Source organism: Candidatus Babeliales bacterium, from assembly GCA_035944115.1.
Taxonomy (GTDB): domain Bacteria; phylum Babelota; class Babeliae; order Babelales; family Vermiphilaceae; genus DASZBJ01.
The window spans coordinates 119,791-145,808 of record DASZBJ010000017.1 but is presented as its reverse complement, the minus strand read 5'-3'; the positions used below and the strand labels follow the sequence as shown (position 1 = coordinate 145,808).

At 39.7% G+C, this 26,018-nt stretch carries 20 protein-coding genes; 12 read left to right on the top strand and 8 right to left on the bottom strand.

Annotation, left to right across the window (positions count from 1 at the left end; all coding sequences use genetic code 11):
* The 4 genes from VGT41_02575 to VGT41_02560 form a co-directional block, all read right to left on the bottom strand.
* The coding region (locus VGT41_02575; GenBank protein ID HEV2601159.1) for a hypothetical protein at nt 1–320 on the bottom strand (320 nt) is incomplete at its 3' end.
* Between the two features lie 53 nt (nt 321–373).
* Entirely contained in the window at nt 374–2,179 is a 1,806-nt protein-coding gene (locus tag VGT41_02570; protein ID HEV2601158.1) for a WD40 repeat domain-containing protein, read from the bottom strand.
* A 415-nt stretch (nt 2,180–2,594) separates the two neighbouring features.
* Nucleotides 2,595–3,836, bottom strand: coding sequence for an exonuclease SbcCD subunit D (locus tag VGT41_02565; GenBank protein ID HEV2601157.1), 1,242 nt, complete (start codon nt 3,834–3,836; stop codon nt 2,595–2,597).
* Between the two features lie 4 nt (nt 3,837–3,840).
* Nucleotides 3,841–4,989, bottom strand: a complete 1,149-nt coding sequence (locus VGT41_02560; protein ID HEV2601156.1) for an NTP transferase domain-containing protein — start codon at nt 4,987–4,989, stop codon at nt 3,841–3,843.
* 318 nt (nt 4,990–5,307) lie between these two features.
* On the opposite strand from VGT41_02560, the gene VGT41_02555 reads away from it, so the two are divergent.
* The 4 genes from VGT41_02555 (at nt 5,308) to rsmA (ending at nt 9,117) form a co-directional block, all read left to right on the top strand.
* The gene (locus VGT41_02555) at nt 5,308–5,697 is read left to right on the top strand and encodes a hypothetical protein (GenBank protein ID HEV2601155.1); all 390 of its coding nucleotides are present in this window, start codon (nt 5,308–5,310) and stop codon (nt 5,695–5,697) included.
* Between the two features lie 239 nt (nt 5,698–5,936).
* Nucleotides 5,937–7,184, top strand: coding sequence for a hypothetical protein (locus VGT41_02550; GenBank protein ID HEV2601154.1), 1,248 nt, complete (start codon nt 5,937–5,939; stop codon nt 7,182–7,184).
* 29 nt (nt 7,185–7,213) lie between these two features.
* The gene (locus VGT41_02545; protein ID HEV2601153.1) at nt 7,214–8,263 is read left to right on the top strand and encodes a rod shape-determining protein; all 1,050 of its coding nucleotides are present in this window, start codon (nt 7,214–7,216) and stop codon (nt 8,261–8,263) included.
* Nucleotides 8,264–8,334: 71 nt separating this feature from the next.
* Nucleotides 8,335–9,117, top strand: a complete 783-nt coding sequence (gene rsmA / locus VGT41_02540; protein ID HEV2601152.1) for a 16S rRNA (adenine(1518)-N(6)/adenine(1519)-N(6))-dimethyltransferase RsmA — start codon at nt 8,335–8,337, stop codon at nt 9,115–9,117.
* A gap of 87 nt (nt 9,118–9,204) precedes the next feature.
* Here the strand turns inward: rsmA and VGT41_02535 are convergent, their stop codons facing one another.
* Nucleotides 9,205–10,605 carry a hypothetical protein gene (locus VGT41_02535; GenBank protein ID HEV2601151.1) on the bottom strand — a complete coding sequence of 467 codons (1,401 nt, stop codon included), beginning with the start codon at nt 10,603–10,605 and terminating at the stop codon, nt 9,205–9,207.
* 304 nt (nt 10,606–10,909) lie between these two features.
* Between VGT41_02535 and amrB the strand changes: the two genes are divergently transcribed.
* The 8 genes from amrB (at nt 10,910) to uppS (ending at nt 23,536) form a co-directional block, all read left to right on the top strand.
* Entirely contained in the window at nt 10,910–12,580 is a 1,671-nt protein-coding gene (gene amrB, locus VGT41_02530; GenBank protein HEV2601150.1) for an AmmeMemoRadiSam system protein B, read from the top strand.
* An 88-nt stretch (nt 12,581–12,668) separates the two neighbouring features.
* Nucleotides 12,669–13,337 carry a TIGR00730 family Rossman fold protein gene (locus VGT41_02525; protein ID HEV2601149.1) on the top strand — a complete coding sequence of 223 codons (669 nt, stop codon included), beginning with the start codon at nt 12,669–12,671 and terminating at the stop codon, nt 13,335–13,337.
* A 168-nt stretch (nt 13,338–13,505) separates the two neighbouring features.
* Nucleotides 13,506–16,133 (top strand): ankyrin repeat domain-containing protein, encoded by a 2,628-nt coding sequence (locus VGT41_02520; GenBank protein HEV2601148.1) that lies wholly within the window; start codon nt 13,506–13,508, stop codon nt 16,131–16,133.
* 23 nt (nt 16,134–16,156) lie between these two features.
* Nucleotides 16,157–18,586, top strand: a complete 2,430-nt coding sequence (locus VGT41_02515) for an ankyrin repeat domain-containing protein (GenBank protein ID HEV2601147.1) — start codon at nt 16,157–16,159, stop codon at nt 18,584–18,586.
* Between the two features lie 31 nt (nt 18,587–18,617).
* A complete protein-coding gene (locus tag VGT41_02510; protein HEV2601146.1) occupies nt 18,618–20,459 on the top strand; it encodes an ankyrin repeat domain-containing protein in 1,842 nt (613 codons plus the stop codon).
* 38 nt (nt 20,460–20,497) lie between these two features.
* Nucleotides 20,498–22,054, top strand: coding sequence for an ankyrin repeat domain-containing protein (locus VGT41_02505; GenBank protein HEV2601145.1), 1,557 nt, complete (start codon nt 20,498–20,500; stop codon nt 22,052–22,054).
* 109 nt (nt 22,055–22,163) lie between these two features.
* Entirely contained in the window at nt 22,164–22,835 is a 672-nt protein-coding gene (locus VGT41_02500; protein ID HEV2601144.1) for a hypothetical protein, read from the top strand.
* Nucleotides 22,836–22,846: 11 nt separating this feature from the next.
* Entirely contained in the window at nt 22,847–23,536 is a 690-nt protein-coding gene (uppS, locus tag VGT41_02495) for a polyprenyl diphosphate synthase (GenBank protein ID HEV2601143.1), read from the top strand.
* 2 nt (nt 23,537–23,538) lie between these two features.
* Here the strand turns inward: uppS and VGT41_02490 are convergent, their stop codons facing one another.
* The 3 genes from VGT41_02490 to VGT41_02480 all read right to left on the bottom strand — a co-directional run bounded on the left by VGT41_02490 (nt 23,539) and on the right by VGT41_02480 (nt 26,016).
* On the bottom strand, nt 23,539–24,057 hold the full coding sequence (locus VGT41_02490) for an HAD hydrolase-like protein (GenBank protein ID HEV2601142.1): 519 nt from the start codon (nt 24,055–24,057) through the stop codon (nt 23,539–23,541).
* 163 nt (nt 24,058–24,220) lie between these two features.
* Entirely contained in the window at nt 24,221–24,976 is a 756-nt protein-coding gene (locus tag VGT41_02485) for a hypothetical protein (protein HEV2601141.1), read from the bottom strand.
* 230 nt (nt 24,977–25,206) lie between these two features.
* Nucleotides 25,207–26,016: a hypothetical protein gene (locus VGT41_02480; protein ID HEV2601140.1), complete on the bottom strand. Its 810-nt coding sequence runs from the start codon at nt 26,014–26,016 to the stop codon at nt 25,207–25,209.
* Nucleotides 26,017–26,018: the final 2 nt, after the last annotated feature.

The window sequence follows — 26,018 nt, the reverse complement described above, 5'->3', positions numbered from 1 at the left end:
GTTTGCTCTTTTTCATCTTCTTCTGTTGTTTTTACTCGTTTCGGTTTTGCTTTTTTTTGTGTTGGGATGGCGAGTGTTGCCTGTGTTTGCTCGATTGCACGAGCATCGCCTTCTTGCACAGCAGCTTGTCTTCGCCTCATTTCTGTTTCTTCTTCTCGTGCTCTACTGAAAGTATCAAGGGCATCTTGGCGGCTACGCTGGTCTCGCGCTTGTTGTGCCAAATCTTCCGGTGAATCTGCTAAAGATCGCGCTGGGTGTGCGATATGGGGGGTAATAATCATGAGTAGTGCTATCATGTGCCATTTTATATGTTTCATCATTGCCTCTCTCCGTTCTTTTTTTTCAGGGTTTAATGATTATTGTGTACATAAGCTTACATGCCAAAAAATCCAATATCGGCAGCTGATGCAATCATTGCCTCTGATTTTCCTTGCTTAAAGGCATCTATAATGCGTTGGTAAATAGCCCTGATGTTTGAAGGGGTTGATTTGGTAGTTGCCGATTTGAGAAGGTAAATTCCCTTGTTTATTTTTTGCATTTGTATTGGTGGAAAATATGGAATTTGTTTTGCACGATCACGGAGTGTTGCAGCATTTTTGATGAGTTCGGCAGTAGTTAATAAGTCTTCTTTTATGCGCCAAATGCGTGCAGTGTTATCCCAAGATCCCGTGACGATGAATAGGTTATCAGGGCTGATAGCTACTGAACTTATCAAGCTTGTATGACCAGTAAGGGTGCGGAGCAGTGTTCCTGTGGAGGCATCCCAGATGCGTGCGGTGTGATCCCAAGATCCGGTGACGATGAATAGGTTGTCAGAGCTGATAGCCACTGCTTTTATTGCGTCTTTATGGCCAGCAAGGGTATGGCGCAGTGCTCCCGTGGTGGTATCCCAAATGCGTGTAATGATATCGCTAGATGTGGTGACGATGAATAGGTTATCAGAGCTTATAGCTACTGCAGTTATGAAGTTTGTATCAGTAAGGATATACAGTAGCGCTCCTGTGGTCGCATTCCATATGCGTGCAGTGTGATCATCAGACCCGGTGACGATAAGTTGGCTATCAGAGCTGATGGCTACTGAGTTTATTGCGTCTCCATGGCCAGCAAGGGTATGGCGCAGTACTCCCGTGGTAGCATCCCAAATGCGTGTAGTGATATCGTTAGATGTGGTGACGATGAATAGGTTATCAGAGCTTATAGCTACTGCAGTTATGAAGTTTGTATGAGCTAGGGTATGCAGTAGCGCTCCTGTAGAGGTATCCCAAACACGTGCAGTGTTATCCCAAGATCCGGTGACAATGAAGCGGTTATCAGGGCTTATAGCTACCGATGTTATAATGCCTGTATGAGCTAGGGTATGCAGTAGCGCTCCTGTGACGGCATTCCAAATGCGTGCGGTGTTGTCCTCAGATCCGGTGACAATAAATTGATTATCAGGGCTAATAGCTACAGAATTTATTTTGGATCTATGGCCTACAAGGGTATGCAACGGTGCTCCCGTGGTGGAATCCCAAATTCGTGCAGTGTTATCCCAAGATCCCGTGACGATGAATTGGTTGTTAGAACTGATAGCTATTGAGGTTATGGGCGCTGTATGACCTCCTAACGTTTGCGAGATGATAGTTGCATGTGGATCAGTAAATGTTTTTTGTGCCATGCGGTCTATTATATGCGTTAATTCGAGTGGGAAATCCGGTAGTTTTTGCAGTTGTGCATCACTATATTCTATGGGGCGGTCTCCACGCCGCTCCCGGGCTGCTCTATCTTGGTCTTCTACTTGCTTAAGCATTTCCAGATATGCTTCATATTGTTGTCTGTTTTCTTCCCGTTCTTTTTCATCTTCTTCTTTTGTTTTTACTCGTTTCGGTTTTGCTTTTTTTTGTGCTGGGATGGCGAGTGTTGCCTGTGTTTGCTCGATTGCACGAGCATCGCCTTCTTGCACAGCAGCTTCTTGAGCTTGGCGAGCAGCAGCTTGTCTTCGCCTCATTTCTGTTTCTTCTTCTCGTGCTCTACTGAAAGTATCAAGGGCATCTTGGCGGCTACGCTGGTCTCGCGCCAGTTGTTGTTGTTTTTGTGCCAAATCTTCCAGTGAATCTGCTAAAGATCGCGCTGGGTGTGCGATATGGGGGGTAATAATCATGAGTAGCGCTAGCATGTGCCATTTTATATTTTTTATCATTATATCTCTCCGCTTATAAGATCCTATTTGTAATCATAGTAGCCAATAATGATTTTATTAATCAATGGTTTTGGTTTCCGATAGGAATAATCATTGCCTAGAGGAGGGGCTTTGAATCGATTATTACCTTGCATGGTTAGCAGATTTGGTGGGCCTCACAGCCGGTTTATGGAATATAACAGGCACGATAGAGCTTGTATATATTTATCGATGATACCCGGTTGTTGTGATTTGATATGCTCATTTGGTATGCTATTGCTATAGTAATGATAGCGTATTTATCCATGTGCATGCTCGTAAGGCCTGCACCCAATATATAAAGGAGAGCGTGTGTTTTTATTGTTTTTAATAAGAAGTATAGAAGATATGCTCAAAGGTTTTCAAAGGCTTACCACCAGTAAGAAAAAATAAAAAATTAAGATTCTTCACATTCTTTCTCTTGTAGTTCCTGGGCAAGATGCATAGTTTTTTCGATAAGTGTTTTGGTGCGATCTGTTAAATCAGTTCGTGTTGCAAAGTAGCTTGTCAGAAGTGTTTGTAAATCCATATCTACTTGTACGCAGGCGCGCCGTTCACGAACGATGGGTTCTCGTACGGGTGTAATGCCCACGATATGCATTGCCGACGAGCATGCTCGCTGTACCGCTTGCAAATCGACCAGATCTTTTTTGCCGGCAGGGATGTGATAGACAATTTTTAATACGGCACCCGTGATTGGGTGTTTTTGTATTGCTGCAATGAGTTGTTCTGTTTGCGTAGACTCGTTGTTCAATGTTGCCTCAATTTGGATAAATGGACGAGTTGGCACAGGAATAAATTCATGCGTGGTGTTATTTTTTTCATGAACAGTGACATGACAAAACCCCTTTTCTTCTTTGCGTTCTCCAAAATCTATGCGCTCAATGGAGCCTGAATATACAATTGCAGGATATCCATTTGGATTAAGGTTTTGATAGCGATGGAGATGGCCAAGTGCAACGTAATCAAACGGTTTTATGGCAAGGTGAGAGGGCATGATGATTGGATCGGTGCCGTAGATAGCTCGTTTTTCTGATCCAGAAAAAACACCGGAGCTGACCGTTAAATGGCCAGCAAGGAGTGCGGGAATGCTTGGATCTAATTCATCAGCAAGAGCGCGGATGATACTACTTACCGCTTTCGAAATATATTCAGTGATTTCAGGTCCGCTCGTTAAAAGATGCTTGCTGTTAATCGCAATCGTGTTACGGGTTGGCCACGGAATGCCGACAATATTAATAGGGCCATTTTTAGTAGTTAAAGTAAATGATGTTGGTTTTGCAATCACATGAAAGCCATCAAGCGGCAGTTCATTAAATACGTCAAGACTGTTTGCTTTACCAAAACTGAGCGGATGATCATGATTTCCCACTACAATAACAACGGGAATTTTTGCGTGATGCAGGCGCAGAAAGCATTGAAGCAGAAGTTTTTGTTGTGTTGGACTTGGATGTGCGGTTTTATATGCATCTCCAGAGAACATAAAGAAATCCACCTGTTTTTCGATTGCATAATCGATGCAAAGATTGAGCGCTTTTTGAAAATCAAGCAGGCGAGAATGGATACCGGTTTTTACGTCTAATTTACCGTAATTTTCCATGCCAAAATGAATGTCTGCGGTGTGTATAAATTGAATCATGATGTTAGCGTGGGGTTTCAGGATTATTGGTGGTGTTATATACAGATGTTGCTTTCATTATTTGCTGTGCATTTGTAGTATGGGTTTTATTAGTAATTTCGCTAAAGCTTCCCGTGCATGTATTTTTTTCAATATGCGCATGATCATGGATATGTGCAAAAGGGCCGACTTGCGTATGATCTTCTATTGTTGCATCTTTTATAACAGAATGTGAAAAAACAGTAACGTCATTGTGCAACATACTGTTTTCTATTGACGAAAAATCATAGATGGCACATGCCTGTCCGATTTGTGTATTGCCAAGTAGCTGTACGCCACCACCGATGTAAGATCCTTGTCCTATCGTAACTGGCAAATCGATGTGTACATTTTGTGCAAGAGCAAAACGAACACCATTATGCATCCAATACTTAATGATTTCTGCGCGTTTTATTTGTTGTGCAATCCATAGTTCTTCAAGCGTATTGATGCCACGAATTTGATCGAATGAAGCCGTTACTGTGGTAACTTTTTTGCCATTTTTGCTGGCGATTTCAATAAGATCGGTAAGATAGAATTCGTTACTGTTATTATTGGTGTTGAGGCTATCAATATATTGGGTAAGGAACTCTTTTTTTATGAGATAGATGCCTGCATTAATGCAGCAATCGGTGGTTGCATCGCCAGTAAAATCTTTTGCTTCAACAATTTTTATTACGCCGTTACTTTCAACAATTCTTCCATATCCTTTTACGCTTGGATCTGCATTGTGAGCGACAATAAACGATATTGCAGCATCGCTTGCAATATGGGTTTCATAGAGTTCTTCGATAGTATTTTCTGTTAGCAGTGGGCAATCACCGTTGCAGATAAGAATATCTTGCTGGTTCCACGTATCTCGGCTGGATAAAATTGCATGTCCAGTCCCTTTTTGTACTTCTTGTGTCACAAATTGGATGTCGGTTATATGATTGTTTTTTACTGCTTCTATAATAAGTTCTTTTTGATAACCAACTACCATAGTTGTTGGAATGTTCGCACGTTCAAGGAGTTTGGTAATATATATAATCATTTCTTGGCCGCATATCTTTTCAAGTAATTTTGTTTTACCGGTTTGAAAGCGGGTTGATTTGCCAGCGGCTAGTATAATTGCTTGTATGTTTTTCATGGTCATATAAATCCCTTTGTAAAAATCCCTTCATCATAGCGCCTATCCACCGGAGTTTTAACGAAGAGGCAAGCGTATGCGTGGCTATCCATTACATTGTGCGTTCAATATGAGCGCAGCCAATTATAAAAATGTGTCTACCTAGTGTAGCAGACTGTTGAAAGGAGGGATATGTATTGTTTATGGGCCTTGTGCGAGTTGTTGATCTTTGAATATGCTTATTTTTGTGCCTAGAGGCGGATCCTTTTGTGCAAATAGAATAGCTGTGGTACGCTCATTATATGAAAACAAGAGGTTATTTATTACGTTATGAGGGGACTTATTATGATAAATTTTAAAAAAATTATAGCATCGTTGCTTTTGGTTGTTAGTATTATGCAATCGAAAGCAGAAGAGAACACCTCTTTGGATATTCCACAGGAAGACACTCAAGAATGGCAAGAAATGGTGACAAAGCTTAGTCCTGAGGCGTTAGCATTTGTCTTGAACTTTGAATCGATTCAAACAAAATTTGACGCTATGGAGCATGAGGCGCAACAACGCGACCAAGGGAAAGCAGAGCGCGAAGCGAAGCGCCAAGAAGAGCTAAAAAAAATTGAGGCAAACATGTATTGGCGAATCAAAATGGGATTTGCTCTTGCGGCTACAAGCGTGATGATTAAAGCATATTGCAAGCTAGTGAATGCAACGAATTTGTATCCAGCAGTGGGTTAATAAAAAGTAGAAATTACATATTTGTTATAAAATGTAGGGCGCGATATAAAAAAATATTGCGCTCTTATTTTTTATACATTCGTAATCATTGTATATGCTGTCGGTTATTATGAGATAATTATTTTGTTTATTCTGGTAGCTGGTAAACGTATGCGTGTAGTCAAATTTGTTGTATCATGTAAAATCATTGTACAATGTTGCCTCGGCATACAGATATCCCGATACTAGTAAGGTGTAAGATGATAGCACAAAGATTTTTTGCAGTGATTGTTTTTGTTGGTTTTTGTAACTCTCTCTATTCTATGGGGGAAGATAATCGATATCTCCCATTAATTCAGCGTCCGTACATTCTGGTTGAAAATAGACCATCTCATTTTACTACAGATGCGTTTATGACAACCGCAAGTTCCGCTTTTTTAAATACTGATGAAACAGTAGGTATTACGGAAATATATGGTCCGTATGATCAAACAGCCATAGGTGCTGCGCTAGAGGTACTCGGTAAAGATAATCCATTAAAAACATTTGGTGATGAGTTTATCAAGATGGCAAATCGTCTTGATTTATGTTGGCATGCGAAGGGCAAAATTCAAACACAAGGATTTATTATTTCTCTTGAGCAAGCGCTATCAGATTGGTTTTCTATAGGTTTTTGCACATTTTTTATGCGGGCCAATGGGTATCAAGAGTTTTTCTTAAAGCAAGAAGATACCGCCCGATTATCAGAAGACGTTGTGTTTAAGTTAGATCAATTGCGTATTGATATGAATAATACATTAGGCATTTCTGATGCACATTCTAGCCAAGTTGGTTTTGGAGATATTGATGCATTTATAAGGTTTCGTGGTTTACGTGAATACGCGTACAGATTTAAAAAGATAGAAGGGGGCGTTCGTTTAGGCTTCTTGATACCGACCGGTAAACACAGAGATATAACAAAACCGATTTCTATTCCATTTGGCGGCAATGGTCATTGGGGAGCATATTTCCAGGGTGACGTAGAGCTTGAGTTGAAAGAAGATTGGAAAGTCGGAGTGTTATTTCGTTTGAGTAAGCGATTTGCACGAATTACTGATCAGCGCCTGACAGTTGCAAAAGAATCATTAGCATATGGTGCAGTAGTGGCACCAGTACGCATTGACCCAGGCGTTTCTGTGGCCTGTACCCCATGGATTGCGCTTGAAAATGTACGCGACGGGTTGGGATTACGTTTATTATATACACTGATGTTCCATTCCTCCGATACATGGCAGGACGCACGAATTAATCGTTCACTTCCTGTTTCATTGGTACAAGCGACAGCAAAAAGTCGTTGGGGCTCTGGATATGTAACGTTAAATGCGTTTTATGATTTTGGCAAAATGAAAGTGTGTCGTGGTTGTGAACCGATTGTGAGTTTGGCATGGGATATTCCAGTGCCGCAATTTGTTGCACGAAGATCGATAAAGTCCCATAGAATCTCATTAGGTGTTGAATTAAATTATTAAAAAATTGTTTTTTGGTTGAAAGAAAAAATATGAGCAAATTTATGAAATTTTTTCCAGCACGAAAGCTGTTTAGCATTTTTTCAAATGATTTAGCCATCGATTTAGGTACTGCCAATACCGTTGTGTATGTTCGGCATAAAGGAATTGTGCTCAATGAACCCTCAGTAGTTGCGGTTAAAGTGGGTACTAATCATGTACTTGCTGCAGGACAAAGCGCTAAGGACATGTTAGGAAAAACGCCTGAAAGTATCGTGGCATGCCGCCCATTGCGGGACGGAGTGATTGCAAATTTTGAGTTGACAGAAAGCATGCTCCGTTATTTTATCAGGGCCGTGCATAATGATCGTCGTACGTTGGTTCGTCCTCGTATGATTATCGGTGTGCCTTCAGGTATTACACAAGTTGAGCGTCGTGCAGTTGAAGATACAGCAAAGCAAGCTGGTGCACGAGAAGTGTATACCATTATGGAATCAATGGCCGCTGCAATCGGTGCTGGTCTACCGGTGCAAAATCCAAGCGCGAGCATGATTATTGACATCGGTGGTGGTACTACCGAAGTTGCCGTGATTACGTTAAAGGATGTAGTGTTTTGCCGGTCTGTTCGTGTTGGTGGTGATGAGATGGATCGTGCCATTGTGCAATATGTAAAGCGTAAATATAAATTATTAATTGGTGAAAGAACTGCAGAGCGTATTAAAATTGAGATTGGTTCTGCGCTTGCAGGTCTCATTAAAGATACGATACAAGTAAAAGGGCGAGATTTAGTTTCTGGAGTGCCAAAAACGATTACCCTTTCTGCACCTGAGGTGAATGAAGCTTTGCTTGAAACAGTTGCCAGTATTATTGATGTAGTACGGGTAGCGCTTGAAAATACCCCGCCAGAACTGTCTTCAGATTTGGTTGATAATGGTATTGTGATGGCTGGTGGTGGCTCAGGATTACGTGGGCTTGACCAGTTGATTAGTAAGGAAACGGGGCTTCCGGTACGCGTTGCGGATGATCCACTTTTTTGTGTGGTTAAGGGCGCAGGTAAAGTGCTTGAAGAACTAGATTTCTTTAAAGATACCTTGATGAAATAGAGCTCTTTTGAAATGCAAAAAAAATTGAAAAAATTCAGAAAGAGATCCAACAATAGGGATAGGGATTAGCGGTGGTTTATCAACAAAATGGTATTACAGTAAAAAAGAGATACGGTCAGCATTTTCTTCGTGATCAGCAGGTTATCGATTCGATTATCAGCAACGGAGGATTAACGAGCAGCAGTTCGGTTTTTGAGATTGGCTGTGGTGATGGCGTGTTGACGCGAGCGATTTTAGCAACCGATGTGTCGCGCTTATGGGTGTTTGAAATTGATGAGCAGTGGGGGGATTATGTACGTAATGATCTGCCAGATACCCGTTTGACTATGCATATACAAAATATCTTAGATGTTGATCCTGCTATTTTTAAAGAATATGCTCCTTGGACATTACTTGCTAACTTACCCTATCAAATTACGTTTCCTATTTTGCATCTTTTATATAATATGCGCAGCTTTGTAAAAGAAGGCGTTATTATGGTGCAAGAAGAGGTGGCGCAAAAAATTTTAAAAACATCTGGAAAAGGATATGGACAACCGTCACTCTTTTTCCAGCGTTATTTTGAATGGAAAAAGTTGGATAAAGTGTCACCAAAGGCATTTTATCCAGCACCAAAGGTTGATTCTCGGTTATTGTATTTTAAGCCGCGAGCAGTGGTTGTACCAATCGAGCAAGAAGATGAGTTTTGGAAGTTTGTAAAAATATGTTTTAAGCAACCAAGGCGTACGCTTAAAAATAATTTGTCGCAAACTCATTATGCATGGGAATCTATATCGACTGAAACGTTAGCGTTACGATCTCAACAGTTATCGATGGATGATTTTATGCAGTTGTGGCAGCAGCTGAAATCGTAGGTAGGTGTGGGTTTATCCACGCAATTGAGGGGCTGAGTTTATAGCGCACTTAGTATCAGATTGTCGTGGCGAGTTATCGAATGCACGTTAATTATCTTTTTTCTCTAAGGCCGCACATGATTTTCTAAACGACTTTCTTAGCCGTCGCTCTTTTTTGCGATGTATTCTGACGAGGCGGTCTTCCAGTTTTTTGTTTCTATACCATTCTTGTGCTTGTAGGTACGCTGTTCTAATTGCACCGTTATATTTTTCACCCGTGTAATCTTCTGGTGCATACTGTGCAATAGTTGTTTTGATGTTGTTGATTTCTTCGACAGGAAGGAATCGTCCTAGATTTAATATTTTTCGTGATTTTTGATTGCGTATTAAAACCACTTCTTGATCTGGGCGAATATCAATGAGGGTTGGTTTTTCAAAACGATTTCGTTCTTGAAAGTTTTGTGCATAGTGCACTATTAAGGGTGTCAACGCTGCAGCTGGCATTGGATAGAGTGGAAATGTTTTACGATAGTGTTGTGGAGTCCAGCCAAAAAACCAAAGTTCAGTATGCCCTGGAGATGAGTCACGTAAATATCGGCCGCGACCGGATAATACAGATTTATTTTTAAACGCATAATTTTTTAATGCTTTTTCATCGTTAATGTTTTGGAGGTTTCTTACGCATTTGATCTGAATTTGTATTAATTTGTTGGGTAACGTGAACCCTCTTCTTGGTTTAAATATACGATGAGAAAAAAATCTTTTGAATGAAAAGAAATCCAGTTTTTGAATGCGATCGCCCCGTGAATAAATATGATATATTTTTTTAAACATTGGATCATTAACGAGATAATCAGTTTCTTTTTGAATAGGGACTCCATATAAGATGATTTCATCCACTTCTAATGGAAGGGGGTTCTGTTCGCATTGTCTGACTTTTGCGATATTGAGTACGACGTTTCCTCCATGGCTATATCCAATAATACGAACTTTTGGAGATATACCATTTGCAGTGAGTTGCGCAACGAGTGCCGCGACTGATTGATAGAGATTGATGGCATCAGTGTATCGTTTTGATTCGCTCATAAGTCCTGACCAGCCATAGGTATAATAATGGTTGATGATTGTTTTATTGGGATTTACAAATTGTGAGACAATTTCAAATGCGGCTGCCATGGCGCCAGAACTATTACCAACTTCTATACGGCTTGGATCCATGGGGTGAAGTCCAAGATCTTGCATGGCTTGGTTTTGATAAAAAATATGATCATCGCGCATTACGCGAACGGTTTCAGAATAAATGGTGCTTTCAACTCGGTCGGTCATAAAGCGAAGAAAGTTAGTGATACCGATATGTGGCTTGACGCTCATGATGCCATGTACGAACACATTTATCCACACTTCTGGTTGTTCTTGCGAGGATTGAGTGGCAGATAAAGATGTGGTAGCGCATAGAATAAACGCAAACAGGTTGCGAAGGGTCGTGAAAAAATTTTTTTTGCTGTTCATGCTATTCACCTTTGGCGTTATTTTGTACGAAGAAATAGATAACTGAGTATACTAAAACGCCTTATTTCTTCTATATTCATTATTACACTTTTCCTTATCGCCATTACTATATCAAAAAAGAATAAAAATTCAAATAGAGAAGGCTCAATTGGCCAGTTGAGCGTTTAGGGTGGCGCTTTTTTTATTTAGAATTCTTTTAATTTAGATTAAAAAAGGTGATTGAGAGAATCGGATAGGTGAGAAATCCCATTTTTGTTGATGACTGCAGAGGAGTTTGATAGTCCTGTGATTACAGGAGCATGTAGTGCGATCTATTCTTAATGGAATTGTTGCAAGTTTTTTTAAAAAAGGAGTGTTAAATATGCGTGAAGCGCAGTACAAATTTGTAGGTCTTGTGTTGGTATGTGGTGCGTTATTGTGCGCATTTAAGCAGATGGAGCATAGTAATAATATTTTTTATGCTCATCTGCAGGGATGGTATCCAACCAATCCGCAGTCGTTGCGCAATACGATGCAAGAGCTAGATAAGATAGCCGAGGCATCGTTTGGAGCAAATCTATCACCAGTTCGTTGTATGATTGCTCCGCATGCAGGGTACGCATATTCCGGGGATGTGGCTGTAGCGGCATATCGATTGCTTAAAGGATCGGTGGTGCGGCGGGTGATTGTGTTGGCCCCATCGCATCGTGTTCCATTTGCTGGTATTGCGATACCAGCATTTGAGTTATATGAAACGCCGCTGGGTTCAGTAAAGATTGATCAAGCGATCATAAAACAACTGAAATCAGATCCGTTATTTGTGGAAAATCAGCATGTGTATCGCGTGGAGCATTCATTTGAAATGCAGCTGCCACTCATACAAACCTATTTGCCGCAGGCTGCTGTGGTGCCGCTCATTGTCGGAGAGCTTTCTCTGGAACAAATTCGGAACGTTGCAACAGCCCTTATTCCATTTATTGATCTAACTACTTTGGTAGTGGTGAGTTCTGATTTTACCCATTATGGTAAAAAATTTGGATACACACCGGTTCATGATTTTATTCAGCAGCGGATTATGCAGCTTGATTCTGGCGCATTACAGGCGATTCAAAATTATTCTATGGAATCATTTTTATCATATGTTAGCAAAACGGGTGCAACTATTTGCGGGCGCACACCGATTGCCATTTTGGTAACATTGCTCAAGCAGGGAGTTTTTGGTGACGTTGTGCCACAATTAGTTGCCTATAAAACGTCAGCGGAAATAACTGGGCAAAAAGATGAGAGTGTAAGCTACGTGGGTATGGTTTTTGTAGAACGTAGGGCGCAACATGTTGCACAAAAAGATCAATTAACTATGTATGATAAGCGAGCGCTACTTGCCTGCGCGCGTGCAACATTACAGCAGTTGTTTGAAAAAAAATTGCCGCAAGAGTTATCATATCCGATTATCACAAAGCAAAATAGCAAACAACAAGGTGTGTTTGTTACGTTGTACAAAAAGGGATTGTTGCGCGGTTGTATTGGCCGTACTACAACACAGGATCCTATTTATAAATCGGTTATTGCGATGACCCGTGCATCAGCGCTGGAAGATTCACGATTTAGTCCGGTGACCGCAGCAGAACTTCCAGATCTTACCATTTCCATTTCAGTGCTTACCGATCCAAAGCCGATAAAAAGTTATAAAGATATTGTGATTGGCCGAGACGGTATTATTGTAACGCAGGGAACACAGACTGCTTTGTTCTTACCGCACGTGGCAACTGAATTTGGGTGGGATTTGCCTACAACATTATCGCAATTGAGTAAAAAAGCTGGTTTGCCAGCCGATGCATGGAAAAAAGGTGACGTGCAATTCGAAGTTTTTGAAGCTGTTGATTTTAGTGAGGCGGAGTTTGTAAATGGAATTACAGCGAAACCATCCTTGGCGGCGCAGTCCGCCGGCCTGTCCGACGTAGCTCAGGATGGGCGAAGTAGGAAGCTTAGTGCGTAGGTGGAAAAAAAGGTGATGTGCGCTATGAAGTTTTTGAATCAATCGACTTTAAAGAAGATGATTTTATGAGTACAAAAGGAGCCTAGTAATGTTAAAAAAGTTAAAAGAAGTTTTTTGGGTCTGGTGGCATCTTACTCGTGTATATTTTCAGATGCTCTACGGATATTGGCGTGTGTCGCATTTACCACAACCGATCGTGACGATTTTTGGAAGCGCACGATCACCACAGACCGATCTTTATGCGCAACAGGCGCATACATTGGCAAGCATGCTCATTAACGTTGATATTTCAGTATTAACGGGCGGCGGACCAGGAATTATGGAGGCTGCAAATTGTGGTGCGGTACCTCGCAAGGGGAGTTATGCAAAAAGTGTTGGAATTAGTGTTACAGAATTAGGTGAAAAGCTGAATGCATGTGTGCAAGAATCTTTTGCGCTTAATTATTTTTTTGCTCGCAAATGGTTGTTGACACGTCTTTCTGCTGGATTTGTAGTCTTTCCTGGAGGATTTGGCACGATAGATGAGTTTTCTGAGATCGTAACGCTCATTCAGACAAAAAAGATGAAACCGTTACCGGTCGTGCTGATTGGTACCGAATATTGGGCCCCATTTATGGCATGGTTGAATACTGAGGTGTTGCAACATGGTTTTATAGCAAAGGAACATTTAGATCTATTTAGAGTCACCGATGATTTAGATTTCGCGTTTTGTTTTGTCAGAGATACGTGCGAAATACCGGGATTAATGAAGCGATAGTTTCTTATCGAAATAAAAAATAAAAAACAATGCACGCTGTCTCTATGCTTTAGTGATAATGCTTTGCCGTCGTATTTGCGGCGGTCATTGACTATTTGAATTGTCAATTGTTATCCTCGATAATATATTATGTTCTTATATGGTATGTAATCGAGAGAGGAAGGCACAATGAAGCAGTTTATAAAAAATAGTCTATTAATAACGGTTCTTATGAATTTTGGTATGAGTTTGCAGGTGCATGCCGCCAAGCCAGTGGATCAATCTGCACAAACGGCGCAAGGGCGATTAGGTCGCATTACCGGTCAAGTGCAACCCAAAGAGCAAATACCTGCCGTTGCTGATGAATCAGGAAAACGAGCGCAAGAGCGGTTAAAACGGATTGGCGGACAGTTGAAGCAGCCTAAGCCACAGTCAGTTCTTTCACCAGAAGATGTTGGCGCTACATCTGAATTTTTGCGGCCTGAGTACTGTGAAAATATTAAAAAAACATGGAAAGAAGAGCTCAGAAAATATGGTAAGACGATAATAAAAGAGATGTTAGATAACGAAGAGCGCTATAAAGAAAGTCATTTCGTTTTTTATCATGGGCAACGGCAAGAAAATCGTATTGTTGTAGAGCTTCTAAGAAATTTATATAGAGTCGAAACGGGCAAACCTGTACGTTCTGATTTTGAATTTTTACGTTTTTGGAAAGAAGGGTCTGACTATCCGGATGTTAATAGTTATTTAGATAGCTTTGGTATTCCAAATCCATTTAAAGTAGATGACCCTGTTCTGAGCGATCTTGATCCCAAAATTCGCACAGTGCTGTTATCAGTAAATCCAGTCTTATTTGGCAATTTTGATCAATCTGGTTCATGTACATGGGCTTATTTTTTGCAGAATTTTAATATAGAAAATTTTGTCGAAAGCGCTTTAAAAGTAATTTTTAGCCAAGTTAAGCTTGATCAAAAATTTATTAAGGATCTCACTACGATTGTAGAACAATTTCCTACTGAAACGGGGGACCTTGTGCAGATATTTATACCAAAAAATATAGTTGATAAATATGCATATCTTTCAAAATATTATGGTGTTCCACAAAAACAATATATTTTTGATGTCGATGGGAAGTTTATTGCAGAAAATGATTATGACGTTACGCGTGAGCGGTATGTGCGTTGCAGTGGGGTACTTGAGTTTTTACAAAATGCAGGCAGGCGTTTTGCAGATACAAAAAATATGCAGTTACGGCTGTTCTTTGCAAAAACGGGGCCGTTACTGAATCCTGATATGGGGGCGAAGATATTTCGATTTACTACTCTCACGCCAGCCCAACTACAAGAATATAAGCGACAGGTGGCAGGTGTTGTAGACAATATCTTTGGGACCCATCCTGGTCTACTTACTCGAATGAAATCTGCGGTTTTTGGATTCGAAACAGGAACAAGTAAAAGGGTTCTTACGGCGCAAGAGCAAGATATAGTTGCACGAGCGATTGAAGATGTAACTGAACCAGATTTATTTGAAGCAATTGCTCTACCTAATGCGCTTGCAATGATTAAAAAATTGGTAGCAAAAGGGGTTAATATAAATGACGTTGATGACAGCGGGACAACTTTACTAACAGTTGCAGTTGAAAAAGGAAAGCTTGATGTTGTGGAGTTTTTGGCGAAAATACCAGGTATTGTTATTGATGCCCGAGATAGATATGGCCGTACAGCATTAATGTATGCAGCCAAAGCAGGTAATTTAGATATGGTAAAAAATTTGGTAGCCGCTGGTGCGAACATTGAGATTAAAGACCCACAAAGAACTGCAGCCTTAGATATAGCTAAACAGAAGAATCAGGTAAAGGTTGTTGAATATCTTCAGTTACAGCGACTGTCGAGAAATTTGTTTGTAGTAATTGAACATCCTGATGCAATGCAATGGCTGAAAAAGTTCCCTAAAGAATTAATAGTTCCTTATGCCAGAGATGATCATGGTCGAACTCCATTAATGGCTGCAGCTCAATTAAAAAAGTTAGATGTGATACAGTTTTTGATAGATGCAGGTGTTGATATTAATGCTCGAGGTATAGCATTTGGACGAGAAGTAGGCGGCAAAACAGCATTGATGGTTGTGGCTAATCAAGGAATATTAGATTCGGCCCAATTATTGATAAAATTGAAAGCTGATGTTAATGCCAAAGATGATAATGGTGAGACCGCATTGATGTATGCGGCGGCTTCTCCAGCGGAAACAGCGGTAGAGGTAGCAAAGTTGTTGGTTGAAGCGGGTGCCGATATTAACGCTGAAAATGTACGGGGAAGGACAGCTTTGCAATTGGCTAAGGCTCACCGTAGGGGACATGTAGTTGATTATCTAGAGTCTTTAGAGCTATTGAGTGATATTTTTAAAGCGATTGATCACCCAGATGCGATGCAATGGATTAAAAAGTTTCCTAAGGAGCAGATTGTTTCTGATCGTAGAGATTCAACCATCCCTGGGTGGACACCATTAATATACGCAGTTCAAAAAAATAAATTAGATGTTGTGCAGTTTTTGGTAAAAGCAGGTGTTGATATTGAAGCTATCAGTTCTTCTAGTATGACAGCGCTCATGTATGCCGCTGCCAGTGGGAATTTAGCAATCGTAAAATTTTTGGTGGAGGCCGGTGCTGATATTGATGCCAAGGATAAAAATGGAGTACTAGCTTGGCAATATGCGCAAGCAAAAGGGCATGAATCAGTTGTTCAATATTTAAAAGATGTATATACAAAGCGATTATCTGGGGCTAAGCAAGTAATAAAAAAGATTAAGAGTAAGTTGTAGGTTTAATGATTAGGGGGAATCAAATGAAACGATTTATAAAAAATAGTGTATTAATTACGGTTTTAATCAATTTTTGTTTGAGTTTGCAGTTGTATGCAGCCAAGCCAGTCGATACATCAGCAGAGCGAGCACAAAGACGATTAGGGCGTATCAAGGCGCAGGTAGAGCCAAAAGAGCAACCGCCAGTTGCAGCAGCTCCGACAAGTGATGAATCAGCAAAAAGAGCGCAGGATCGATTAAAACGGATTGGCGGACAACTGCAGCAACCAAAGCAACAGTCAGCTATTGCACCGGAAGATGTTGGTGCGACCAGTCAATTTATTGAGAAGCTTGAATATTGCCAGGCAATTAGGAAAACATGGAAAGATGAATTACGTAAATACGGCAACACTATTATTCAGCAAATATTAGAAAATGAAGAACGTTACAGAGATACGCATTTTGTTTTTTATCATGGACAACGACAAGAAAACCGTATCATTATAGAGCTTCTAAGGAATTTATATAACAGTGGGCATTCTGAAAATCCATTACGATCTGACTTTGAGTTTCTTCGCTTTTGGAAAGAAGGGTCTGATTATAAGGATGTAAATAGTTATTTAGATAGCTTTGGTATTCCTAACCCATTTTCTGTAGCCAGAATGGCGCTTAATGATTTGAAGCCTGAAATTCGTACGGTATTATTATCGGTAAATGCAGTATTGTTCGGCAATTTTGATCAGTCGGGTTCATGTACATGGAACTATTTTTTAAAGAATTTTAACATAGACGATTTTGTAGAAAGCGCTTTAAAAGAGATTTTCACGCAAGTTAATATAGATCACAAATTTATAACGGATCTTAGTGATATTGTAAAACGGTTTCCCACGAGGACCGGTGATCTGGTGCAAATATTCATACCTAAAAATATGGTGAATGAATATGCATATCTTTCAGAGATTTATGGGATACCGAAAAGGGGATATATTGTTGATGTGGATGGCAATACGATTGCGCGAGATGACTATGACCAAATACGTCAACGGTACGTAAGAAGTAGTGGAGTTCTTGAATTCTTACAGGTACAAGGAAAAAATATTAAAGATTTAGAGCATCTGCAGTTGCGGCTGTTCTTTTCAAAGACAGGACCTCTATTAAATCCTGATATGGGTGCAAGGATGTTTCGGTTTACTACGCTTTCTCCAGAGCAGATGCAGGAATATAGGGATGCAGTAGAAACTGTTTCAAACAAACTTTTTGCGAATTTGAGTCAGATAAAAAGAGCCAAGCAGCCTGCAATACAGGCACCCCGCACTCTTTCTGTGGAGGAAAGAGGTGTAGTTGCGCAAACGGTAGGTAGCTTGACAGAAATAGTTGATTTATTTGATGCAATTAGTGATCAAAACGCCATTGAGCAAATAAAAAAAATTTTGGCAAAAGGTGTTGATATAAATATTCGAAATGAAGATGGACAGACTCCGTTAATATATGCAGCCAAGATGGGTAAGCTAGATGTGGTACAGTTTTTAGTAGCACAAGGTGCTGATATAAATATTCAAGATCAACTAGGAAGAACCTCATTAATGTATGCAATCAAGTTGAGCAAATTAGACGTGGTAAAATTCTTGATAGAAAAAGGCGCTGCCGTAGATGTTCAAGATATTGGTAATGATACAGCGTTAACGTATGCGGTTCAAAGAGGAAGCTTGGATGTTTTGCAATTGTTGTCAACAAAAGGTGCTACTGTAAACATTCAAAACAGGCAGGGATGGACTCCATTAATGTACGCAGGACTTGCAGGAAAGATCGATGTTATAGGCTATTTAATACAGCGAGGAGCAGATCTTAATGCTACAGATAATGTAGGTGATACTGCATTAATACAAAATATCCGAAGGGGAAAACTAAGTAGCGTATACGCTTTAGTTGAAGGAGGTGCGGATATTAATAGTAAAGATAAAGATGGTAAAACGGCGATTAATATAGCTACAGAAAGGTCCGGGGTTGCATTTAAAGAGCGATTGCCAACGATGGGAACTTATTATGAGATTCAAAGATATTTGGAAATTAAACAAGATCAACAAAAAAATAAACAGGATGATGTGCCATTGTTAATGCGTGCGGCGTTTAGTTCTTTATTTGATCTTGTACATTTAATCCTTAAACAGGGCAATACGGATGTTAATGTGAGACATAAGAATGGTGCCACAGCATTAATGTATGCAGTGCTTGGTGGTAACCCATCGATGGTAAAGCTTTTAATAGAAGCAGGTGCAGATATTAATGCTCAAACCAATGGTGGTAAGAGCGTTATAGCAATTGCTGAGGCGGAGGTAGCGAAAGAGAAAGCACAAGACAAAGAAGCCAAGGAAAGCGGGCTACTTATAATAGAAGAAAACCCATCTAGGCGACAAATTCTTGAATATCTTCAGGAAGTACAACAAAATCTGGGGCAAAAGAAGAGTAAATTGTAAGTTATAAAATTAGGGTGTAGGGGGAATAACAATGAAGCGATTTATAAAAAATGGTTTAGTCATCACGGTTTTAATTAATTTTGGTTTGAGTTTGCAAGTGCATGCGGCTAAACCAACAGACCCTTCAGCAAAACGAGCGCAAGAGCGGTTAAAACGTATTGGCGGACAGTTGCAGCAGCCTAAGCAACAATCTGCTATTGCTCCAGAGGATGTTGCAGCAACATCGCAATTTCTTGAAAAACCAGAGTATTGCGAACGCATTAAGCGAACGTGGAAAGATGAATTAAAAAAATACGGCAATGCAATAATAGAGCAGATGCTTGATAATGAAGAGCGATATAAAGATGATTATTTTGTTTTTTATCATGCACAACAACAAGACAATCGCCTGGTCGTAGAATGTTTAAAAAATCTCTATAACTGGAGCAACCAAAACAAAAAGCAGTCTTTACGTTCCGATTTTGAATTTTTACGTTTTTGGGCAGACGGATCTGATTTTAAAGATGTGAATAGTTATTTAGATAGTTTTGGTATCCCTAATCCATTTGCAGCTGGAAAAGGACGCTTGAATGATGATCGTGATGATATCCGGGCGGTTCTCATGGCGGTAAACCCGGTGCTATTTGGTAATTTTGATTGGGATGATGAATGCACATGGAGTTATTTTTTGCAAAATAAGAGTATACAAGGTGTGGTTAAGCATACTTTAGAAACTATATTGCAAAAATATGGATTTGCGCAGAATGCAATAGATCAGACAATCGTTGATTTATTTAATATTAATAAGATTTTTCCTATCAAGACCGGTGATATCATACAAATCTTTATACCAAAAAAATTAGTGGATGATTGTGCATATCTTTCACGAGCATGGGGGGTTCCTCAAAAAGATCCAATTCTGAGTAGATATGGCTCACCAATGGTTACTCAAATAAAATATGCGCATGATGATATAGGTGATTATGATTCGCTACATCAGCGCTATGTACGGTGTCATAAAATTCTTGAACTGCTGCAGAACCAAGGAAGCTTATTTAAAGATTCAAAGTCAATACAATTGCGGCTCTTTTTTTCAAAGGCCGGGCCGTTATTAAATCCTGATATGGGTGCGAAGATGTTTAGATTTACTACTCTAACACCGCAGCAACTACAAGAATATAAAAGGCATGTCGCCGCAGTTTCAGCCAAACTTTTTGCACAGTACCAAGAGCCGCTTTTGCGTCGTATGAAAAAAAGCTTATTGGGCAATAAAGAGTATGCGGTACCGGCTGAGGCTGTGCAACCAAGGCCTTTGACGCCGCAAGAAAAAAGCACAGTCTCTCAAGCGCTTGATCGTTTATCAATACCTGAGGTCTTTGAAGCGGTTGCCATGCCGAATGCAATTGAGATGATTAAAAATTCGTTAGCAAAGGGAGCTGATATCAATGCAAAAGACGATAACGGCAAGACAGGATTAATGATTGCAGTCGAAAAGGGATTGTCAAAAGTTGCAGAATTTTTAATAGAGCAAAAAGCTAACTTGGATGTTCACTATGCTTCTGGCGATACATTATTAATAGTGGCAGTCCGAACCGGGCAAATTCCTATTATTGATGCTTTAATACGACAAAAAGTGGATTTGAATATTCAAGATTCAATAAAAAAAACAGCGTTGATGTATGCGGCGCGAAATGGAGATTTAGCGATGGTAAAGCTTTTAGTAGGTGCCGGTGCTGATGTAGATATCAAGGATTCAGATATAGGGGGGCTAAAAGCCTGGGAAATAGCACAAACCAGGGGGCATGCAGCAGTGGTAGCATATTTAAAAGAGGCGCATACGAAACGGCTGCCTGGATATAAACAAGTAATAAAAAAGATTAAGAGTAAGTTGTAAGTTATAAAATTAGGGCGTAGGAAGAAGTGATAGTCGAGATGCAGTTCATAAAAAATGGTTTATTAATAACGGTTTTAATCAATTTTGGTTTGAGTTTGCAGTTGCATGCAGCTCAAGCAGTTAATCAATCTGCAGAGCGAGCGCAGGGACGGTTAAAGCGCCTAGGTGGACATCTTGAGCAATCTAAGCAACAGTCTGCTATTGCACCAGAAGATGTTGCCGCAACGCACATGCTCCTTGAAGAACCCGGCTATTGCCAGTTGGTTAAAGAAAAATGGTTTGCTCAATTGATGGAGCATAAAGAGATAATAAAAAAGGCATTAGAGAATGAGTTCCTGTATGAAGCGACTCATTTTGTTTTTTATCACGCGCAGCAGCAAGACAATAGAGTTATTGGTGGGCTTTTAAAAAACATGTATGAATTCATACATAAAGAGCCATTGGGTTCTGATTTTGAATTCTTGCGTTTTTGGCCTGAAGGATCTGATTATCCGAATGTGCAAAGTTATTTAGATAGTTTCAGTACTTTTAATGTTTTTAATGATCATCAAGCTCAGGTTCGATCGGTTCTTTTGGCAGTAAATCCAAGCTTATTTGGCAACTTCAATGTTCTGGATGAGTGCTCTTGGAGTTATTTTTTAGTAAATACGAGCATAGGGGATTTTATTAAAACATCATTAGAAAAAATTTTTAAGCGGTGTGGGTTCGATAAAAAGTTTATTAAGGATCTTTTGGATGTTAATAAAAAATTTCAGTCTAAAACTGGTGATCTGATACAAATATGTATTCCGAAAGATCTGGTAAACGGCTGTGCATATCTTTCACAGCCTTGGGGCATTCCTCAGAAAGAGTACATCTTTAGTATTGATCGCAGGCCCCTTGCAGAGCGGGATTATGATCGCTTGCGGCAGCGATACACAAAAAGCAGTACCATTCTTGATTTGTTGCAGACACAAAAAGGCATCATTAAAGATCCAGAAAATATTCAATTGCGGCTCTTTTTTTCAAAAACAGGGCCCTTACTAAACCCTGATATGGGGGCAAAGGTATTTAGATTTACAACCCTTACATCGCATCAGGTAGAGGAATATGATAGACAAATTAGAATGATTTCAGCAAAAATGTTTGTTCAACATTCTCCTTTGTTACCGCCCATAAAAAAACAGCCAGATGCTTCTATGTCTTTCATGAGATCCTTGCCCGTGCATGAGCATGATATAGCTGCACAGGTAGTCAATCGCTTGGTTCAACCAGAGAGTGTGCTACAGGTATTGAGAATGCCTAACGCAAGCGAAGAAGTACAAAAATTGCTTGATAGAGGCGCATATATAAATGTTAAAGATAAAGATGGAGAGACGCCATTAATGATTGCAGTACGGTTTAGGAATGTAGGGTTGGTAAAGTTTTTAGTAAACGCAGGTGCAGATATTGCGATTAAGGATAGGTATGGCAGAACGGCTTACCATATAGCGCGAGAAAATCAGCAACATTCCTCCCACGCAGCGTATGGAGAGATTGCGGCATATTTAAAGGCGGAACACAAAAAAAGAATCTCAACAAAAAAGGTAAGAGCGCATAGGTTGTGGGTTAAATGATGAGCTTGAAGGAAGGCCGCACCATTTAAGATCGCCCGAGACACTATTCCATTTTTGTAGTATGGTAATTGCTAATAACTTTAATTGATTTTTATTCTGGGATTTTAAAATGTTAGCAACGACTCTACAAAAAAAAATTGATTATATTGCACGTCTACTGAGCATGGGATTTTTAGTAAAAATGTCTTCGATTATAAAAGGGAGTTTGATCATTGGGTCACAAACTCTCTTTTTTTCTGCTTCTAGCATAGTTGTGCCAGTACTGGGCGCATATGCAGGAGTTGCTAACAGTCTGGCGGTAGCATTATTGCGATTGTTATTTGTTGGTATGGTTGGCGCCAAAGGATTGGCGTTAGTAGTACCCGGATTTTTTGCATCATTATATTGGAATACTCAGCATTGGTTGGTGCGTTTAGCAGTTCCTGTTGTTTGTTTTGCTTTATTCGTAACACATCCGGTGGGTATGTATGCAGCGCCGTACGCATTCTATTGGTTTATACCAATGATTCTCTATTTTACTCCGAATAAAAATATTTTTTTAACTGCTCTGGCAAGCACGTTCACGGCGCATGCGGTGGGATCAGTAATTTGGCTGTATACAGTACCAATGAGTGCAGCAGCGTGGTTGGCATTGATTCCGCTTGTGGCAGTTGAACGACTTTGTTTTTCAGTAGGTATGGTTGTGGTGTATAAAGCGATTGGATTATTGGACAGTTTTGTATCTGAAAGATTGTCAAGTAAGGCCCTCCTTGGTGCTGATCATCAAAACAATATTTGCTGAGGGAGCGGAGAATGATACAGCATCTTGCATGTCAGATGGACGGTAATCGGCGTTGGGCAAAAAAAAATGGGCTAGCGTTTTTTGAAGGACACCGTAAGGGGGCGCAGTCGGTTAGAGTGGTAACTGATTTCTGTTTAGAGCAGGGAATCCGATTTCTTTCATTGTATACCTTTTCGATGGAAAACTTTAAACGTTCAGAGCAAGAAAAACAATTCATTTTTGATCTGTTTGTACAAGAACTTAATCGGTATCAGGATGAAGTTATTAGCAAAGGGGTTCGGGTTCGGATTATTGGAGAACGTACATTGTTCCCAGAGACGGTTATAGCAGCGTGTAATCAGATAGAACACGCGACTGCTCATGGTGAAAAACTTACCGTAAATCTTTTATTTGGATATGGAGCTCGGCAGGAAATTACCGCTGGAGTACAGCAGATTGCACGCGAAATTTTGAATGGCTCTTTATCGCCGGATGCAATTACCTACCAAGTGATAATGGATCACTTGTGGACGGCACATACCCCTGATCCAGATATTATTATAAGAACAGGTGCACGGAGTCGCTTAAGTAATTTCTTACTGTTGCAATCATCATATAGCGAATATTTTTTTGTAGACTGCTTGTGGCCAGACCTTTCTGCGCAACTGCTTGAGGCTGTGCTTGATGAATTTGGCAATCGTCAAAGAAATTTTGGTGCGTAGTTTTATAAAATTTTCATCTCAATCAGCGCGCGTTCAAGTTGTTCAGGATTTTTAAAGTGAATGGCTACGAATCCTTGATCAGCGAATTTTCGTGCGGCCGTGATGTTAGTGGCTCTATCATCGATGAAGATAATGTATCTTTTGCTTCTTGTTTTATATCGATTTAAATAATCCTGAAAAAATTCTAGGCTTGGTTTTTTATGGCCAGAAAAACTATGTTTTATTTTTTTAAATAGGTTAAATATTTTTGGGAATTTTTTTTGATAATGACGTACGTCTGAATGTTTGTTGTTAGTTGCAATAGAAAGCTCATATCCTTTTTGATGGAGTTTGTTAATGATGGCGATTGTTCCTGGAATTGGCTTTTTAAATATTTGTAATCCCCAGGTGAGGATGACTCCATCAAGATCAAATGCGAACATCGTATTTTCTGGTGTATATTTTGGTGCTGCATAGGCAACTATATTAATCGCTAGGGTTATTAATAACAATGATGTTTTTCTGTAGGAGACTTGAAGCATACTGATTCCTTTTTTAAAAGATTGTTGGTTGTCTTTAGGCGGTTTCATAGTATGCAGAATTGATGCATATTTTGTAGGGTCTTTAAAAAAAACAGTAGCAAAAGCGGCTAATAGAGCTGCATTTGCTACTGTTTTTTATCATTATTTATCAATGATGTATTAGTTATGCATTTCTTCTTTGATTTTTGGAAAATGCTTTTTTCACACCAATACTAGGATGGGAGCTAATAACTATGCCCATACAGATAAGATCAGCTTCCAGTTGTTCAGCTGTGGTAAAGTGGATGCCAATGAACCCTGCTTTGCGAGCAGCTTTTACGTTTTCTATCTTGTCATCTACAAATATTTTATGTTCTGTGTCTGGTGCAAGTGTAGTAAGCTCGGCAAAATATTGTGGATTAGGTTTTTTAATGATCGGTCTGAATTTATAACTTACGGCTTTTCCTGGCTTGAATTTTTGGAAAAACGGATATTTCTTTTTATGCTCGGCAAATTCATCGGGCCCCATGTTGGTAGCCTCGCGTAATGTAAAGCCTTTATCGAGGAGTTTTTCAACTATTTTAACCGTTGCAATGTTTGGCCATTTGCTCTGCTGAACTTCTGTAATGAGCTTTTCAACAGGAGGATAATTGTTTTTACCCCATTCTTTCCACGCATCAGCTATCTGTTCTTTTTGGTTGAGCGCACTTTTGAATCGTTGCCAGTTAGATAGTGCTTTAGCGCAGGTCCAACTATTTTTCAGTACAATACCAACAATGGTCAAATAGCTTTTGTCTAAAATGACATCATCGACATCAAAAAAGAATTCAGTATTTTTGGGTGTATAAATGGGTGGTGCGCTTTCTATGAGGTTTGTGTCTGTAAAGAGCGATAATCCCAGCAATGGGATAAGAAATAGATTTTTAATGGCTTTGTTCATGGATTCCCCTGATTTTACCTCTGTTATTGTTATAAGATTAGTTTGACCAAATGTTGGTTAAAAATCAAAGGGATAGGCAAAAGGGCTGTTGTATGAGGGTTTTGCCGCAAAGGGCTCTACTCATGATGTATCATGGATGTGCATCAATAGCACACCCATGACCATATTGCAAAGAGAGGATTCAGTGATTTTTTGATGAGTTGCTTGATTATGCGTTGACTACATCGACATTAATAGGACGCGTATCTGTTGTGTAGGTTTTTGAAAAAGAAGAACAATAAGCCTAGCGCTATCAGTTGCTTGTATGGAATTTTTCGTGTTGATTTTTCCTTTTTTGGATGCTCATTAACGACTATACCCATACCAATGAGATCAGCTTCCAATTGTTCAGCGGTGGTAAAGTGAATACCAATAAACCCCGCTTGCCGTGCGGCTTCTACGTTTTTTAGTTTATCGTCTATAAATATTTTATATTCTATGTTTGGTGCAAGTTCAGTAAGCTCGGCAAAGTATTTTGGATTAGGTTTTTTAATGATTGGCTGCGCTTTATAATTTACTGTTTTTCCTGCCTTAAACCGTTCGAAAAACCGATTTTTTTTCTTGTGCTCTGCAAATTCATCGGTTCCCATATTGGTAGCTTCGTATAAATCAAACTCCTTATCGAGTAGTTTTTCAACGATTGCAATTGTTTCCATATTTGGCGTTTTGCTTTGCTGGATATCATTAATAAATTCTTCAAGAGCGGGATAATTATTGCGGCCCCATTCTTTCCATGCTTCTGCGGTTGCACCTTTTTGAGGTAATGGATTGTCAAACTGTTTGGCGTTCCACCATACTGTGATGGCCGTACGGTAGTGCTTAAGCATAATACCAAATATAGTCCAGGAACTTTTATCTAAAATTACATCATCAACATCAAAAAAGAATGCACTGTTTTGTGGTGTGTATATGGGTGATTCTGCTTGTATAACGTTTGTGCTGCTGAGAAATGATAATGCCAATAATGGGATCAAAAATAGATTTTTTATTAATTTGTTCATAG

Excerpts from the sequence above, each read along its gene's own strand:
- VGT41_02485 (HEV2601141.1), bottom strand. The coding sequence starts at position 24,976 with ATGAACAAAGCCATTAAAAATCTATTTCTTATCCCATTGCTGGGATTA.
- VGT41_02500 (HEV2601144.1), top strand. The coding sequence starts at position 22,164 with ATGTTAGCAACGACTCTACAAAAAAAAATTGATTATATTGCACGTCTA.
- VGT41_02555 (HEV2601155.1), top strand. The coding sequence starts at position 5,308 with ATGATAAATTTTAAAAAAATTATAGCATCGTTGCTTTTGGTTGTTAGT.
- VGT41_02525 (HEV2601149.1), top strand. The coding sequence starts at position 12,669 with ATGTTAAAAAAGTTAAAAGAAGTTTTTTGGGTCTGGTGGCATCTTACT.
- uppS (HEV2601143.1), top strand. The coding sequence starts at position 22,847 with ATGATACAGCATCTTGCATGTCAGATGGACGGTAATCGGCGTTGGGCA.
- VGT41_02545 (HEV2601153.1), top strand. The coding sequence starts at position 7,214 with ATGAGCAAATTTATGAAATTTTTTCCAGCACGAAAGCTGTTTAGCATT.
- VGT41_02535 (HEV2601151.1), bottom strand. The coding sequence starts at position 10,605 with ATGAACAGCAAAAAAAATTTTTTCACGACCCTTCGCAACCTGTTTGCG.
- VGT41_02560 (HEV2601156.1), bottom strand. The coding sequence starts at position 4,989 with ATGACCATGAAAAACATACAAGCAATTATACTAGCCGCTGGCAAATCA.
- VGT41_02515 (HEV2601147.1), top strand. The coding sequence starts at position 16,157 with ATGAAACGATTTATAAAAAATAGTGTATTAATTACGGTTTTAATCAAT.
- VGT41_02510 (HEV2601146.1), top strand. The coding sequence starts at position 18,618 with ATGAAGCGATTTATAAAAAATGGTTTAGTCATCACGGTTTTAATTAAT.
- VGT41_02550 (HEV2601154.1), top strand. The coding sequence starts at position 5,937 with ATGATAGCACAAAGATTTTTTGCAGTGATTGTTTTTGTTGGTTTTTGT.
- VGT41_02520 (HEV2601148.1), top strand. The coding sequence starts at position 13,506 with ATGAAGCAGTTTATAAAAAATAGTCTATTAATAACGGTTCTTATGAAT.
- VGT41_02570 (HEV2601158.1), bottom strand. The coding sequence starts at position 2,179 with ATGATAAAAAATATAAAATGGCACATGCTAGCGCTACTCATGATTATT.
- VGT41_02505 (HEV2601145.1), top strand. The coding sequence starts at position 20,498 with ATGCAGTTCATAAAAAATGGTTTATTAATAACGGTTTTAATCAATTTT.
- VGT41_02565 (HEV2601157.1), bottom strand. The coding sequence starts at position 3,836 with ATGATTCAATTTATACACACCGCAGACATTCATTTTGGCATGGAAAAT.
- VGT41_02490 (HEV2601142.1), bottom strand. The coding sequence starts at position 24,057 with ATGCTTCAAGTCTCCTACAGAAAAACATCATTGTTATTAATAACCCTA.
- VGT41_02480 (HEV2601140.1), bottom strand. The coding sequence starts at position 26,016 with ATGAACAAATTAATAAAAAATCTATTTTTGATCCCATTATTGGCATTA.